This window comes from Flavobacterium ichthyis (genome assembly GCF_009915155.1).
Lineage (GTDB): Bacteria > Bacteroidota > Bacteroidia > Flavobacteriales > Flavobacteriaceae > Flavobacterium > Flavobacterium ichthyis.
In genome coordinates, this window is the sequence record NZ_JAABLM010000008.1 from 15151 (window position 1) to 29907 (window position 14757).

Here is a 14757-nt window from a genome sequence, read left to right on the forward strand (position 1 = left end):
AATATCGCAAAAATGAAAAACCAGCTAAAGTGCTTTTTTATAAGCAATTGAGCTGGTTTTGTTTGTGGTATTATGTTTTTTTATACCTTTTTACTTCCCGATACAAAAATTCGCAAAAATATTACCCAGCAACTCGTCATTAGTTACTTCGCCGGTAATCTCACCAAAATAGTGTAGGGCAGAGCGAATATCTATCGCCATCAAATCCGAGGAAAGTCCCGCATCCAAGCTCCATTTTACCTTCTGGATTTCTTCCAAAGCTTTTAATAATGAATCATAATGCCTTGTATTGGTCACAATTGTTTCGTTATTTCGCAAAGCACCAGTATTGACAAAGGATAATAATTGACTTTTTAACTCTTCAATTCCGAGGTTGTTTTTAGCAGAAATGGTTTCAAGTTTAACGTTTAAATTTTCAAGTTGTTCCTTAATGTTTTGAATTTCATCTTCTGAAAGCAAATCAATTTTATTGATAACAACAACCAACGGTTTCAGCGGAAATTGATTTTTTATCTTTTCAATTTCAATGATGTATTCCGAACTTTGAACTTTGAACTTTAAACTTTCAAACAAGTACAAAACCACTTGCGCTTGCTCGATTTTTTCAAAAGTTTTCTTAATTCCTATGCTTTCCACAACGTCTTTCGTTTCGCGAATTCCGGCTGTATCAATGAATCTAAATCCAATTCCGTTAATGACCAATTCGTCTTCAATGGTATCGCGAGTTGTTCCTGCAATATCGGAAACTATTGCTCGTTCTTCGTTTAACAATGCGTTTAAAAGTGTCGATTTCCCAACATTTGGTTCACCAACAATAGCAACCGGAATTCCGTTTTTAATCACATTTCCAATAGCAAAACTGTCAATCAATCGTTTTAAAACAAATTCAATTCGGATTAAAAGTTCTTTGAATAGTTTTCTATCGGCAAATTCTACATCTTCTTCGGCAAAATCGAGTTCGAGTTCAATTAGCGATGCAAAATTTAATAATTCTTCTCTCAATTTAGCAATTTCAGAGCTAAATCCGCCACGCATTTGTTGCATTGCAATTTGGTGAGAAGCCTCATTTTCTGAAGAAATTAAATCGGCAACTGCTTCCGCTTGAGATAAATCTAATTTACCATTGATAAAAGCTCTTAAAGTAAATTCTCCCGCTTGAGCCATACGGCAACCTTTACGAAGTAATAATTGCAAAATTTGCTGTTGTATGTAAGTCGATCCATGGCAAGAAATTTCTACCACATCTTCACCTGTATAAGAATTTGGACCTTTAAAAAGCGTGAGCAAAACCTGATCATACGTCTTTCCATCTTCCACAATATGACCCAAGTGAACGGTATGCGATTTTTGTTTCATTAAATTTTTCCCGGAAACTGATTCAAAAACCCTTTCCGCAATAGAAAAAGCTTGATTTCCGGAAAGTCTAATGATGGCAATCGCGCCAGCTCCAGAAGGAGTAGCAAGTGCAGTAATAGTTTCTTGTGAAAGCATGGTTTTCAAATTTTTTTACAAAGATAAAGCTAAAGTTCCACTTCACGAAAACACAGCCAATCAGATTATTTAATCAATTATTAAGACTCAATTTTCTTTTAAACTTTCAAAATTTTGTACCTTCAAATAATCAAACACACACTAATATGAAACGAATTCTCTTCCCAACAGATTTTTCAGACACTGCAAAAAACGCTTTTCTTTACGCTCTGAATATGGCCGAAATTTTAAATGCTGAAATTATTTTACTGCATACTTTTGACATTCCATTGATTAATAGTGGCGAAATTCCTATTAATTATAAAGAAATCTACGACACAATTGAATTGCAGCAAACCACTCAATTTCAAGATCATATTCCAGAATTGATTCAAATTGCTACGCAAAATAATTTGCAACATATTCCGATGAAACACGTGATAAAATCTGCAGGTTTACATATTGCCATCGAAGATGCCGTGAAACAAAATGATGTGGCATTAGTAGTGATAGGCAATTCCGGAAGTCATGCATGGTTCGAAAATTGGTTCGGCTCAAACGCTTCGGATTTAATTACATCTTTGCCAGTTCCAATTCTTACGGTGCCAAAAGAAGCCCACTTTTCTGCTATAAAAAACATCGCTTTTACAAATTTATACCGCGAAAAAGATTTTCAAACTTTGGAACGCATCTCGATAATTGCCAAAAAATTAAATGCAACCATTAAAAGTATTTATGTTAAAATTTCGTCAAGTGATATAACTGAAGATGACATTCAAATGTTTCAAAATCGGGCATCGCATTTAAATGTTCAGTTTTTTGTAATTCCACACGATGATGTTCGGGAAACAATCGAAGATTTTTTGGCAACACAACAAATTGACTTGTTAGCGATTCTCACTTCCATCAGAGGTTTCTTTGCCGAATTATTTTCAAGTAGCTTAACGCAAAAGTTATCCTCTGAAATTGAAGTACCTATTTTGTCGTTACATGAAGAAGATTAATTTGTAAGCTGTTAAAGATTCATTAATTGACTTTCTGTACTCCAATTGGTTTACTAATTTTAAAGTAACCGAAAAAAAATACGTCCATTATCTGCATTTGATAACATGCATTAATCAAACTAATAATAACACGAAAAAAATAAACTATGGCTATAGAAACTGTAAATCCTTATAACAACGAAAAAGTAAAATCATTTGAGGAAATATCTGAAAAAGAGTTAGATAATAAAATAGAAACCGCACACCAAGCGTTTCAAAAATGGAAAAAAACTTCAGTTGAAAAACGATGTCAATTGCTTGAAAAAGTAGCATCTATCATGAAAAATAGAAAAACTGAACTGGCAAAACTCATCACTTTAGAAATGGGAAAACTCATCGAACAAAGTGAAGCGGAGATTGATATGTGTATTTCAGTTTACGAATATTACGCTAAAAATGCGGCTTCCTTTTTAGAAGATAAAAAAATAAAAATCGAGGATGGTGAAGCTTTTGTAAGGCTTACGCCAATAGGTTCCATCTTGGCAGTCATGCCGTGGAATTATCCGTTTAATCAAGTGGCCAGAATTGCCGCTCCAAATATTGCTGCTGGAAATGTTATCTTAGTTAAACACGCTTCAAATGTACCACAATGTGCCGCAATTATTGAAGAAATTTTTACCGAAGCTGGTGCAGAAACTGGAATCTATACCAATCTGTTTATCGCCAGCAAACGTGTAGCAAAAATCGCAGAAGACAAAAGAATTGCTGCCATGTCATTGACCGGAAGTGAAGGAGCAGGAGCAAGTTTGGCGGAAGCTGCTGGAAAAAATCTCAAAAAATCTGTTTTAGAATTAGGTGGAAGCGATCCGTTCATCGTTCTAGAAGATGCCGATCTTGATAAAGCCGTGGAGAATGCTGTGAAAGGGAGATTTGGGAATATGGGACAAGCCTGTACCTCATCAAAAAGAATTATTTTACTAGAGGAAATAGCCGATAATTTTATCGAAAAATTCAAAAAAGAATTACAAGATTTAAAAGTAGGCAATCCTATGGATAAAGACACCGAAGTCGGACCTTTAAGTACTGAAGAAGCTGCAAAGAAAATCGCAAAACAAGTGAAAGAAACGGTTGATGCTGGTGCAAAAGTTTTATTAGGTGGAAAACGAATGGATCGTGAAGGTGCTTTTTTTGAGCCTACCATTTTAACGGATATTAAACCAGGAATGGTAGCTTATCACGAAGAAATTTTTGGACCAGTTGCTTCAATTTTTAGAGTTAAAGATGAAGAAGCAGCGATTGAATTGGCCAATGATTCTTCATTTGGATTAGGAGGTTCGGTTTTTAGTAAAGATTTAAAAAGAGCCGTTGCCGTAGCCGATAAAATTGAAACTGGAATGGTATTTATAAACGAACATACGGCTTCAAGACCAGATTTACCATTTGGTGGCGTAAAACGTTCGGGTTATGGGCGCGAACTTTCAGCGTTAGGGTTTGAGGAGTTTTTGAATAAAAAATTAATCCGTATAGCAGAATAATGTTATACTTTCAATTATTAAAAATAACCTGCTGATGCAGGTTTTTTTTTGGAAAAAAAAACCGCAACAGCAAGTTACGGTCATTTTGGTTTTTGGGTTGGATTACTATTTATTATTCAGGAGCAACTGAATCATTATTTAATGTACCTTGATAAACTCCTTCAATTACTTGACCGTCGTTTCGGACAAATTGAAAGTTGAGGTCAATAAAATTATCTTCTAAATCTACTTGGTTAATTGTAACTAATGTTGAACTTGCGGTTAAACCAGTTTCAGTATTCAAAACCGAAGTTCCGGTTACGTAATTTCCTTCGGCATCAAAATAAGAACCAATTTCTATAGAATAATTGGGAATTACTTCGTAAGTTCCGGGTTGCAAGTCAATTAAATTTTGAATTGTAAAATCAACTTTTGACACATTAGAAATTGCATTTGCCAAGCCTAAATTCACATTTGACAACGTGAGCGAAATATCAGAAGGTGTTTCGTCAATTACATTTAAATCTTCAAACCACGCCTGATTGAGTGCATAAAAATTATTGCTGTACGAAAAACCAAAGGTATTCGGTTCCACTTTTCCTTCATCATCACTACAAGAAAAAAGCAGTAACAATGCCAACGCAATATTTATTTTGAAGATTTTTTTCATCAAAAATTAGTTGTTTAGCATCACTGGCATTACTAACATCGTAACCGTTTCGCCATCTTCTAAACCGTCAACTGGCGTTAAGATTCCGGCTCTATTTGGTAACGACATTTCAAGCTGTATTTCGTCGCTTTGCAAGTTAGTCAGCATTTCGGTTAAAAATCTCGAATTAAAACCAATTTGCATATCATCACCTTGATAATCACAAGTTAATCTTTCTTCTGCTTTGTTAGAATAATCGATATCTTCGGCAGAAATATTCAATTCTGCACCTGCAATTTTTAAACGAATTTGATGTGTTGTTTTGTTCGAAAAAATTGCCACACGACGAACAGAACTTAAAAATTGTGTTCTGTCAATCAATAATCTATTTGGATTTTCTTTTGGAATTACCGCTTCGTAATTAGGATATTTTCCGTCAATTAATCTACAAGTCAGGACATAATTATCAAATGAAAATGTAGCATTTGAGTCGTTATAATCAATTTTTACATCAGCTTCAGAAGTTCCTAAAATATTTTTTAAGATGTTAAGTGGTTTTTTGGGCATAATAAAATCTGCCACTTGTGACGCTTTTACATCAGTTCTGGCATATTTTACTAATTTGTGAGCGTCTGTTGCCACAAAAGTTAAACCTTCCGGAGAAAATTGAAAAAATACGCCAGACATTACCGGACGAAGATCATCATTTCCGGCAGCAAAAATAGTTTTGCTCACTGCTGTTGCCAAAACTCCAGCGGGAACAATTGTAGAAGATGGATCGTCTAAAATAACCGATTTTGGAAATTCTTCTCCCGGAGCATAAGCCAATGCATATTTACCTGAATTAGAACTAATTTCTATAGTATTATTTTCTTCAACGGTGAATGTAAGCGGTTGTTCTGGGAAAGTTTTTAAAATTTCCAATAACAATTTTGCGGGAACAGCAACACTTCCGGTACTTGAAGAATCGATTTCTAATGTTGCTGACATGGTTGTTTCTAAATCCGATGCCGAAACAGTCAATTGGTTATTTTCTAATTCGAATAAAAAATTATCCAATATTGGTAAAGTATTGCTGCTGTTAATAACGCTTCCTAAAACTTGAAGTTGTCTTAACAAATATGAACTCGATACTATAAATTTCATTGTTTTTTTTTTTTGGAATGTAAAAATCTACATATTTTTTACGATGCACAAATATATTTTAAAGTTACTGAAATCAAAAATGATTTAGTAACATTTATCGTGCATATTTTTTCTTTCTGATATAATTGAAAATAATTCCGAAAAGGGCTAAAATCAACAAGGGTAATCCAATGGTGATCAGCTGAATTTTCGTATAATTTTGCGTCACTTTTGTTTCATTTAATAACGGGAGCACTACATTTTTACCTCTAACGTTGAGTAATCCGGTATCATCTAACAAATAATTGACAGCGTTCAAAAGAAATTCTTTATTGCCATAAACCTGTTGTGTCCATTGGTCAATTCCGTTCATCAAAGGTTTTTTATTCACATAAGAATAATTGACAATATCACCATCGGCAATTACAATCATTTTATTATCAATACCATCTTCCATACTTTTTAAAGCCGAAAAAGGCTTCACGCGGTTTTTGTAAGCCGAAGTAAATTTTCCTTCCAGAAGTACACCAATGGGTTGTTTTCCTTTGTTAAATTGGGTTTCATCTAGCTCTTCCATAAATTGGTTCAGCTGCAATTCAACTGGAGTTCCAATGACTTTAGTTTGTTCTGAAGATTCTAAAATAACGGTTTTTTTGATGTCATTTTTCAAAAGATCGATTTGGTTGGCAAATTCTAATTTTACCAAATTCACGTTTTTATTAATCGGATGATTTTCAGGTGATTTTGCAATTGGGGAATATAACCAATCAATAGGAAATTCCCCTTGTTCGCTTTGTGCTGTAACTGGGGTTGACAATAAATCCTGAACCAAATTATAATTGATTCTCACGCCATAACGGAACAACATATCGTCGAGATTCAGGTTCAACGGGAACGCCATCGTCGATTGATTTTCGTTTCGCATGTTTTCTAAATCTGCCGCCACTTTATCAACCATCCAAAGCGTTTTACCGCCGTTCATTATATATTGGTCTAAAATATATTTTTCCGATTCAGAAAAAGCTTCAGTTGGTTTAGCAATAATTGTAGCATCAAAACGTTGCAAATTTTGCAAAACTTTGTTAGGATTATCCGAAAGCGAATCAAGGTTAAATTCACCAATCATATAATATTCACGCAAATTCATAATGAAATCTGCCAAATATTTATCCGAAATTTCTCCATTCCCTTTCAAAACCGCCACTTTTTTCATCTCAGTTGTGGAAAGTTTTGTCAATGCATCGGCAAAAGCATATTCGAGCAATTGTACGGATTTACTGATATTTTCTTCCGGAGTATTGTCAAAATTATTTACCAAAAGCGGCACTCTAACGGATTTTGTTCCATAGTTGGCAATGGCCCAAGGAAAAACCGGAATAGTTGATTTTTTTCCTCCTTTATTCATTTGAATATTGGTAGGCGAAAAACCTAAAGCCGAAAGTTCAGCCATAAATTGTTCGGCCTTTGATTCATCAGCCAAAGGATCGGTAAAATTGAAAATGATATTAGAATTATAGGCTCTGAATTCTTCTAAAATCTGACGGGTTTCACCTTGCAAACGCTTAAATTCTGCTGGGAAATTTCCGTCGAGAAATACATCTATGTAAAGTGGCTGGTCAACATTTTTAATTAAAGTCAACGAACTTTCTGACAAAGTATAACGTTTATCTTGTGTTAAATCAAATCTTTTAAAGAAAAATTGTCCTACAATATTAAGACCAATTATTGCTATAATGAGCAAAACAAGTTTCTGAATGTTTTTTTTCTGATTGGCTTTCATTATGATTTTAAAGATTTAAGTTTGAAAGCAGTAAATGCCAAAAATAAAACGGTAATACTTAAAAAATATAAAATATCGCGGGTGTCAATCACGCCACGACTAATACTTTTGTAATGAAAATCCATACCGAATGAAGCAACCATATAGTCAAATTCTCCAGCAAAAGAGGCTAAACCATCAAAACCAAAATAAAAAATAAAACATAAAAATACAGCGATGATAAAAGCTACAATTTGATTTTCGGAAAGGGTAGAAGTAAAGATTCCTATTGAGGTGTAAGCGGCAATTAAAAAAATCAATCCGAAATAGGAACCCATTGTACTGCCGTAATCTAAGTTTCCTTCCGGATTTCCGTAGGACGAAATGGTGAACACGTAAATGATTGAGGGAATTAATGCCATAAAAATTAAGAACATTGCACCTAAGAATTTTCCGCCCACAATATCATTGCTGCTCAAAGGTTTGGTAAATAAAAGTTCAATGGTACCTTGTTTTTTTTCATCAGAAAAACTTCTCATCGTGATTGCCGGAATCAGAAAAAGCAAAATCCATGGTGCCAAAGTAAAAAACGGACTCAAATCAGCAAAACCTGAATTTAAAATGTTGAAATCGCCTTCAAAAACCCATAAGAAAAGTCCGTTGAGAAGCAAAAAAATGGCAATCACCAAATAGCCAACCGGCGAACCGAAAAAGGATTTGATTTCTCGCAGTAAAATTGATTTCATGTAAAAATTTTTGTGTAAAGTTAAAAAAGTTTGTCGCTTTTATTAAGATTTATGGCAAAGTTGCCAATTTATCCACACTCCAAGCCTCCGGTTTATTGTTGAATAATTTTTTTGTGAACGTCCAAACCTCATCAAACAACGCCGAATTTCTGTAATTTTCCAAATCTTCTGGCGTTTCCCAATAACTGTAAGTAAAGAAAATTTCGGGATTGTTTTGATCCTGATACAACTCTAAGAAACGATTTCCGGGCGAATTTCGTATTTTTTCTTTCATTAAATTAAAATTTTCTAAAAATGCCGGAATATTTTCTTGATGAAAAGAAAGTTTAACGATTCTGATAAACATAGTTCTTGTTTTTGTTAATTATCAAAGTTAATTTTTATCCTATATCCTAAATTACATCAAACTTCACTGTCACGATATCACGATAGGTAAGCCCAAATAAACTTGAAGCGCCACCGTGAGAATCAGGATTACTTCTATACATCGCAATTTCTAAAAATCCCGCTTCGTTAAAAATGGCGAGTTCTTTACCTTCGTAAAATTTCATGGGATTAGCATCAAAATTTACAATTGAAGAATAATTGGGTAAAATGGTTTTCAAAGAATAATTTCTGAATAAAATTTGGTATTTTCTTCCGTTGCCAACCTCTGTGAAAAGATTTTTAGAAATATTAGTTACCACATTCCCAAATCGGTCCACATAAATCACGTAACCTTTGATGGAAGATTTATCGGGAGATTCCACAGCTTGTAATTCTGTCACTTGATTGAGTTGCTGAATTTCTTTTCCAACCACGTTTAGCAATCCGCCTCTTGCGATATGAGCTGCCACTTTCACAAAAATATCCATTGCGGTTGCATCACTCGCAAAACGGTCATGGATGTTGATTGCCACAAGTTTCTGCGGAATAATTTTTTGCGTAAGCATCGATAAAATTCCGTTATCGGCACAAATAAAATACTGGTCATTCCATTGCATTGCCACATGTAGAGTTTGCTGATGTAATTCGGCATCAACCCCAATGATATGAATAGTTCCTTTAGGAAAAGAAGCATACGAAGCGGCTAAAATATAAGCGGTTTCTGAGGTATTAAACGGATCAATGTCATGCGAAATATCTACAATTTTGGCATCAGGAAATTCTGAATATATCTTACCCTTAATGGAACCCACAAAATGGTCTTTGCATCCAAAATCAGTTGTAAGGGTAATTATTGACATAAAATTGTTTATAACATTCGCACAATGGCGGCTTATTTTTTTATAAATTTGAGATATGCAAAGCTAATTATTTCTAAATTTAATACAGTAATAAATTATCTGAATTCCAATTTAAACACAAAACAATTGAACGAACGTACCATAGAACTCATAGACATCGCCCCAAAAGATTTTTGGGGAGCTCAAGATGCTCATCTTGAAACCATTAGAAAATACTATCCGAAATTAAAAATTGTAGCCCGTGGCACTACGCTCAAAGCTTTCGGTGAAAAAGAAGTTTTAGACGAATTTGAAAACCGTTTCAACCGATTAATGGTTCATTTTTCACGATACAATAATATTGACAATAATGTTATTGAACGCGTGATTGAAGGTGGCGTACAAATGGAAAAAATGGCGGATCACGATAAAATTCTGGTTCACGGAATAGGAGGAAAGCTCATTAAAGCCATGACGCCAAACCAACAATTGTTGGTCGATACTGTGAATAAAAACGATATGGTTTTTGCCGTTGGACCAGCCGGAACCGGAAAAACTTACACAGGTGTTGCCCTTGCCGTGAAAGCCTTGAAAGAAAAACAGGTGAAAAGAATTATTTTAACGCGTCCTGCCGTAGAAGCCGGGGAGAACCTCGGGTTTTTGCCTGGAGACATGAAGGAAAAATTAGACCCTTACATGCAACCGCTTTACGATGCCTTGCGCGACATGATTCCGCCAGAAAAACTAGAAGATTACATTTTAAAAGGAATCATCCAAATTGCTCCTTTAGCTTTCATGCGTGGTAGGACTTTAGATCATGCCTTTGTCATTTTAGACGAAGCGCAAAACACCACACATTCACAAATGAAAATGTTTTTAACCCGAATGGGAAAAAATGCTAAATTTATTATCACCGGAGATCCAGGACAAGTCGATTTGCCTCGAAGAACAATCTCTGGTCTAAAAGAAGCTTTGCTTGTACTTAAAGACATTGACGGCATTGGCATCATTTACCTTGACGACAAAGACATCGTTCGTCACAGATTAGTAAAAAAAGTAATCGACGCCTACAAAAAAATCGAAAATCACGATTAATTTTTTTTGGAGCGATCCGAAGCGTCGGGACATGTTCCCGCTTTTCGCTACAATCTTTTTATCAATTGCCCTGGATTTTCATCCGGGCAATCGATAAAAAGGATTTCCACTTCAAACACGGAGTGTTCACCGAACACATATGAAAATAAATGCTACGTGAGGTAATCGGGGCTATTTAAAAAACTTCGGCATCCCAAAAAACTTCCCAACCAAAACCTAAATACCTTGCTCGTTTCGTACAAAAAAATTAATTTTACCTACAAATAACAACACACTAAAATGAGCAACACCCTAACCCAAACCAATTTTAATTTCCCCGGACAAAAATCCGTGTACCGTGGAAAAGTCCGCGAAGTTTACAATATTAATGACAATCTTTTGGTCATGATTGCTACCGACAGATTATCGGCATTTGACGTCGTTTTGCCTAAAGGAATTCCTTATAAAGGACAAATTTTAAATCAAATTGCCACCCGTTTTATGGAAAGAACGGCTCATTTGGTCCCCAATTGGCTTATTGCCACGCCAGACCCAAACGTTGCCATTGGGCATCTTTGTGAACCTTTTAAAGTAGAAATGGTAATTAGAGGATATCTTTCTGGTCATGCCGCAAGAGAATATGCCGCTGGAAAACGAGAAATTTGTGGCGTTTCACTTCCCGACGGTTTAAAAGAAAATAATAAACTTCCTGAGCCAATCATTACACCCACCACAAAAGCCGATAACGGTGAACACGATCAAGATATATCTCGAGAAGAAATTTTGTCAAGAGGTTTGGTTTCTGAAGAAGATTATATAATTTTAGAAAATTATACCCACGTTTTATTTAACAAAGGAACTGAAATTGCGGCTGAAAGAGGCTTGATTTTAGTCGATACAAAATACGAATTTGGTAAAACCAAAGACGGAAAAATTGTGCTAATTGATGAAATCCACACGCCAGATTCTTCTCGATATTTTTACAAAGAAAATTACCAGGAACGACAAGAAAAAGGCGAATCTCAAAAGCAACTTTCAAAAGAATTTGTACGTCAATGGTTAATCTCAAATGGTTTTCAAGGAAAAGAAAACCAGCAAATTCCGGAAATGACAGACGAATACATCCAATCGGTTTCGGAAAGATATATTGAATTGTACGAAAATATTTTAGGCGAGAAGTTTTTTAAAGCTGATATTGCCAATATTGATGCCAGAATTGAACAACATGTAACTCATTTTTTATCCGAATATAAACAGTAAAATTACTTTTATTTAAAACAAAGAAAACCATGCAATTGCGTGGTTTTTTTGTTCTTTGTAATCAAGGTAATGATTTATTCTCAAGGAGTTAAAAGTTAAATCCATGTTAAAATCTAAATTATTGGTAACGAATGATTTATTCGTTCGTCTATTAAAGTACAATCAAAATAAATTAATCATCAATTAAATTAATCAATCATGAAAAAAACAGCAATTTTATTTGGAATGGCGTTTTTAAGTTTATCAACTTTTGCAAATGCAGCAGCGAAAGTTACTAATCCAGGTGTTGTAAAAGTTTCAACCCTTAAAGATGTTAACCCACTTTGTCAGGCGGTTGCCAAAGGAGATTTGGAAGCGGTAAAAAAAATGATAGAATTTGGTACGGATGTTAATTCTACATCCTCAAACGGAATGACACCTTTAATGTATGCGGCTCGTTATAACAAGATAGAAATTGTTCAATTTTTGTTAGACAATGGTGCAAATGTAAAGTTGAAAGATTCTAAAGGTAACACAGCTTTACAATACGCCGAATTTTCAAACGCTACGGAATCGGTAGAAATTTTGAAAAATCACAAGAAAAAATAATCGTCATCAATCAAAAAAAAGAAATCCCGTCCAAATTTGAGCGGGATTTTTTGTTGAAACGATTTTTAATTATTTATGAAAAATAGGAAAAAGTGTCGTCGCCTTTAATTTTTAAAACGGATTCGTATATTAATTTAATCACATTTTCCACATCGTCTTTATGCACCATTTCAACCGTGGTATGCATATACCGAAGCGGTAAAGAAATTAAGGCCGAAGCCACGCCACCGTTACTGTAAGCAAATGCATCAGTATCAGTTCCGGTAACTCTTGAAGAAGCCAAACGCTGGAAGGGAATCTTTTTTTCTTCGGCAGTTTCAAGTATTAATTCACGTAATTTATTTTGAACTGCTGGAGCATAGGTTACAACAGGACCTTTGCCAATTTGTGTGTCGCCTTCAATTTTTTCATCAATCATCGGTGTTGTAGAATCATGGCAAACATCGGTTACAATTGCTACGTTTGGGCGAATAGTTTTAGTAATCATTTCCGCACCTCGAAGTCCTACTTCTTCCTGAACTGAATTGGTGATGTATAACCCAAACGGTAATTTTTTCTTATTTTCTTTCAAAAGGCGTGCGACTTCTGCAATCATAAATCCGCCTAAACGGTTGTCAATCGCGCGGCAAACAAATTTATTTTCGTTCAAAATCATAAATTCATCCGGATAAGTAATCACACAACCTACGTGAACACCTAACTTTTCAACTTCTTCTTTGGTTGAACATCCGCAATCAATAAAAATATTGTCAATTCTTGCGGGTTCTTCTTTGGCTCTATTTCGGGTATGAATGGCAGGCCAACCAAAAACGCCTTTTACAATTCCGTTTTTGGTATGAATATTGACACGTTTTGAAGGAGCAATCATATGATCTGAACCACCGTTTCTAATCACATAAATTAATCCGTTATCTGTAATATAATTCACATACCAAGAAATTTCATCGGCATGACCTTCAATTACAACTTTATATTTGGCATCAGGATTGATGACACCTACAGCGGTTCCGTAAGTATCAGTTATAAAAGTATCAACGTATGGTTTTAAATAATCCATCCAGATTTTTTGCCCTTCAGATTCATATCCGGTTGGCGAAGCGTTGTTCAGGTAATTTTCGAGAAAAGCCATTGACTTTTCGTTCAAAATTGATTTTGATGACATAAACAGTAATTTTTTGCTAAAATATAAATTTGAAATTAGAGTTATCTATTTAATGTATAATTTTACCCAAGAAAATATCTTTAAATGAAAGCATTTGCAAGCCTTTTATTTTGTTTGATTTTATCCACACAAGCGATTTCGCAAGTGGATAAAAATGACGAATATTTAAACGAACCCGATACTATTATGCAGATAAATTTGCCTGAAGTTCTGGTGTTTAGAGGAGAAGTGGACGAAGAAAGTAGAAAGAATTTTTTGATTTTGCAAAGAAGGGTTTACAAAGTTTATCCTTTTGCGAAAGCGGCCTCGGAACGATTAACATCGTTAAATAATACTTTAGCAAAGTTGAAAACGGAGCGTGAAAAGAAGAAATATTTCAAGATTGTTGAAGATTATCTCGAAAAAGAATTTGAAGGAAAATTAAAAAATTTATCTCGAAAAGACGGGCAAATTTTAGTAAAATTGATTCATAGACAAACTGGAAGCGTAACTTTCGACTTAATCAAAGAACAAAAAAGCGGTTGGAAGGCTTTTTGGGCCAACAAAACCGCTCGTGTATTTAGTATAAATCTCAAAACGCCTTACAATCCTGAAAATAATGGCGAAGATTTTTTAATCGAAACAATTCTGTCGCGTGCCATTCAGGAAGGGCGATTGCCAAAACAAAATCCAAAAATGCAAATTGATTACAACCATTTGACTAAAATTTGGAACGACAGAATTGCAACTTCAAAATTAAAAGCGAAGGAATAATTTTTATTTGAATAAATCCATTCCAGGAATATTTGGCATGCCATCTTTGGCAACAGCTGCCAATTCTGCCTCGTTTACACTTGTTGCTTTTTCAATTGCTTTGTTGAAAACCATCAATAAATAATCTTCTAATTGCTCTTTATCTTGCAATAAGCTATCATCAATTTCTATAGATTTTACAACTCTATTTGCAGTTAACGTTACCTTCAAAAGCCCGTCATTGCTTTGTTCGTCAATTAAAACCGTATTTAGCCTGGTTTTAGTTTCTTCAATTTTTTGTTGGGTCTCTTTGATTTTCCCCATCATACCCATAATATCTCCAAACATGTTGATAAATTTTAAAATTAGTAACGGCGAAATTAGTAAATTGCATAGTTAATTTCAAACGAAGCCGTATGAAAATCTTAAGGATTTTGCCGAGTGCATTTCTAATGTTTACGGCAAGTTATGCTCAACAATCAATAAACAA

At 34.6% G+C, this 14757-nt stretch carries 15 protein-coding genes; 6 read left to right on the forward strand and 9 right to left on the reverse strand.

The genetic code is table 11. The features are described 5' to 3' along the window. Positions 1-90: 90 nt before the first annotated feature. Positions 91-1491 carry a tRNA uridine-5-carboxymethylaminomethyl(34) synthesis GTPase MnmE gene (gene mnmE / locus GV828_RS07695; RefSeq protein ID WP_166536908.1) on the reverse strand — a complete coding sequence of 467 codons (1401 nt, stop codon included), beginning with the start codon at positions 1489-1491 and terminating at the stop codon, positions 91-93. A gap of 146 nt (positions 1492-1637) precedes the next feature. Between mnmE and GV828_RS07700 the strand changes: the two genes are divergently transcribed. Both GV828_RS07700 and GV828_RS07705 read left to right on the forward strand, forming a co-directional pair. Next, on the forward strand, positions 1638-2474 hold the full coding sequence (locus tag GV828_RS07700) for a universal stress protein (RefSeq protein ID WP_166536909.1): 837 nt from the start codon (positions 1638-1640) through the stop codon (positions 2472-2474). Positions 2475-2620: 146 nt separating this feature from the next. After that, entirely contained in the window at positions 2621-3988 is a 1368-nt protein-coding gene (locus GV828_RS07705) for an NAD-dependent succinate-semialdehyde dehydrogenase (RefSeq protein WP_166536910.1), read from the forward strand. A gap of 112 nt (positions 3989-4100) precedes the next feature. Here GV828_RS07705 and GV828_RS07710 read toward each other — a convergent pair whose 3' ends face one another. The 6 genes from GV828_RS07710 to GV828_RS07735 all read right to left on the reverse strand — a co-directional run bounded on the left by GV828_RS07710 (position 4101) and on the right by GV828_RS07735 (position 9472). Next, positions 4101-4637 (reverse strand): hypothetical protein, encoded by a 537-nt coding sequence (locus tag GV828_RS07710; protein ID WP_166536911.1) that lies wholly within the window; start codon positions 4635-4637, stop codon positions 4101-4103. Between the two features lie 6 nt (positions 4638-4643). Next, positions 4644-5762 carry a DNA polymerase III subunit beta gene (gene dnaN / locus GV828_RS07715; protein WP_166536912.1) on the reverse strand — a complete coding sequence of 373 codons (1119 nt, stop codon included), beginning with the start codon at positions 5760-5762 and terminating at the stop codon, positions 4644-4646. Positions 5763-5856: 94 nt separating this feature from the next. After that, a complete protein-coding gene (gene gldG, locus GV828_RS07720) occupies positions 5857-7521 on the reverse strand; it encodes a gliding motility-associated ABC transporter substrate-binding protein GldG (RefSeq protein ID WP_166536913.1) in 1665 nt (554 codons plus the stop codon). Further along, entirely contained in the window at positions 7521-8246 is a 726-nt protein-coding gene (gene gldF / locus GV828_RS07725; protein WP_166536914.1) for a gliding motility-associated ABC transporter permease subunit GldF, read from the reverse strand. Before gldF ends, gldG begins: the two co-directional genes overlap by 1 nt. Positions 8247-8295: 49 nt before the next feature. After that, a complete protein-coding gene (locus GV828_RS07730) occupies positions 8296-8592 on the reverse strand; it encodes a putative quinol monooxygenase (RefSeq protein ID WP_166536915.1) in 297 nt (98 codons plus the stop codon). 46 nt (positions 8593-8638) lie between these two features. Further along, positions 8639-9472, reverse strand: coding sequence for an SAM hydrolase/SAM-dependent halogenase family protein (locus tag GV828_RS07735; protein WP_166536916.1), 834 nt, complete (start codon positions 9470-9472; stop codon positions 8639-8641). 126 nt (positions 9473-9598) lie between these two features. Here GV828_RS07735 and GV828_RS07740 point away from each other — a divergent pair, with 126 nt between their 5' ends. The 3 genes from GV828_RS07740 to GV828_RS07750 all read left to right on the forward strand — a co-directional run bounded on the left by GV828_RS07740 (position 9599) and on the right by GV828_RS07750 (position 12373). Further along, on the forward strand, positions 9599-10546 hold the full coding sequence (locus GV828_RS07740; RefSeq protein ID WP_166536917.1) for a PhoH family protein: 948 nt from the start codon (positions 9599-9601) through the stop codon (positions 10544-10546). Between the two features lie 279 nt (positions 10547-10825). Next, positions 10826-11785: a phosphoribosylaminoimidazolesuccinocarboxamide synthase gene (locus GV828_RS07745; RefSeq protein ID WP_166536918.1), complete on the forward strand. Its 960-nt coding sequence runs from the start codon at positions 10826-10828 to the stop codon at positions 11783-11785. Between the two features lie 198 nt (positions 11786-11983). Next, positions 11984-12373 (forward strand): ankyrin repeat domain-containing protein, encoded by a 390-nt coding sequence (locus GV828_RS07750; protein WP_166536919.1) that lies wholly within the window; start codon positions 11984-11986, stop codon positions 12371-12373. 73 nt (positions 12374-12446) lie between these two features. Here GV828_RS07750 and GV828_RS07755 read toward each other — a convergent pair whose 3' ends face one another. Then, the gene (locus GV828_RS07755) at positions 12447-13535 is read right to left on the reverse strand and encodes a M42 family metallopeptidase (RefSeq protein ID WP_166536920.1); all 1089 of its coding nucleotides are present in this window, start codon (positions 13533-13535) and stop codon (positions 12447-12449) included. Positions 13536-13619: 84 nt separating this feature from the next. Between GV828_RS07755 and GV828_RS07760 the strand changes: the two genes are divergently transcribed. Then, entirely contained in the window at positions 13620-14288 is a 669-nt protein-coding gene (locus tag GV828_RS07760) for a DUF4294 domain-containing protein (protein ID WP_166536921.1), read from the forward strand. Between the two features lie 3 nt (positions 14289-14291). On the opposite strand, the gene GV828_RS07765 is transcribed toward GV828_RS07760, so the two are convergent. Continuing rightward, positions 14292-14615 (reverse strand): YbaB/EbfC family nucleoid-associated protein, encoded by a 324-nt coding sequence (locus GV828_RS07765; protein WP_166536922.1) that lies wholly within the window; start codon positions 14613-14615, stop codon positions 14292-14294. Positions 14616-14757: the final 142 nt, after the last annotated feature.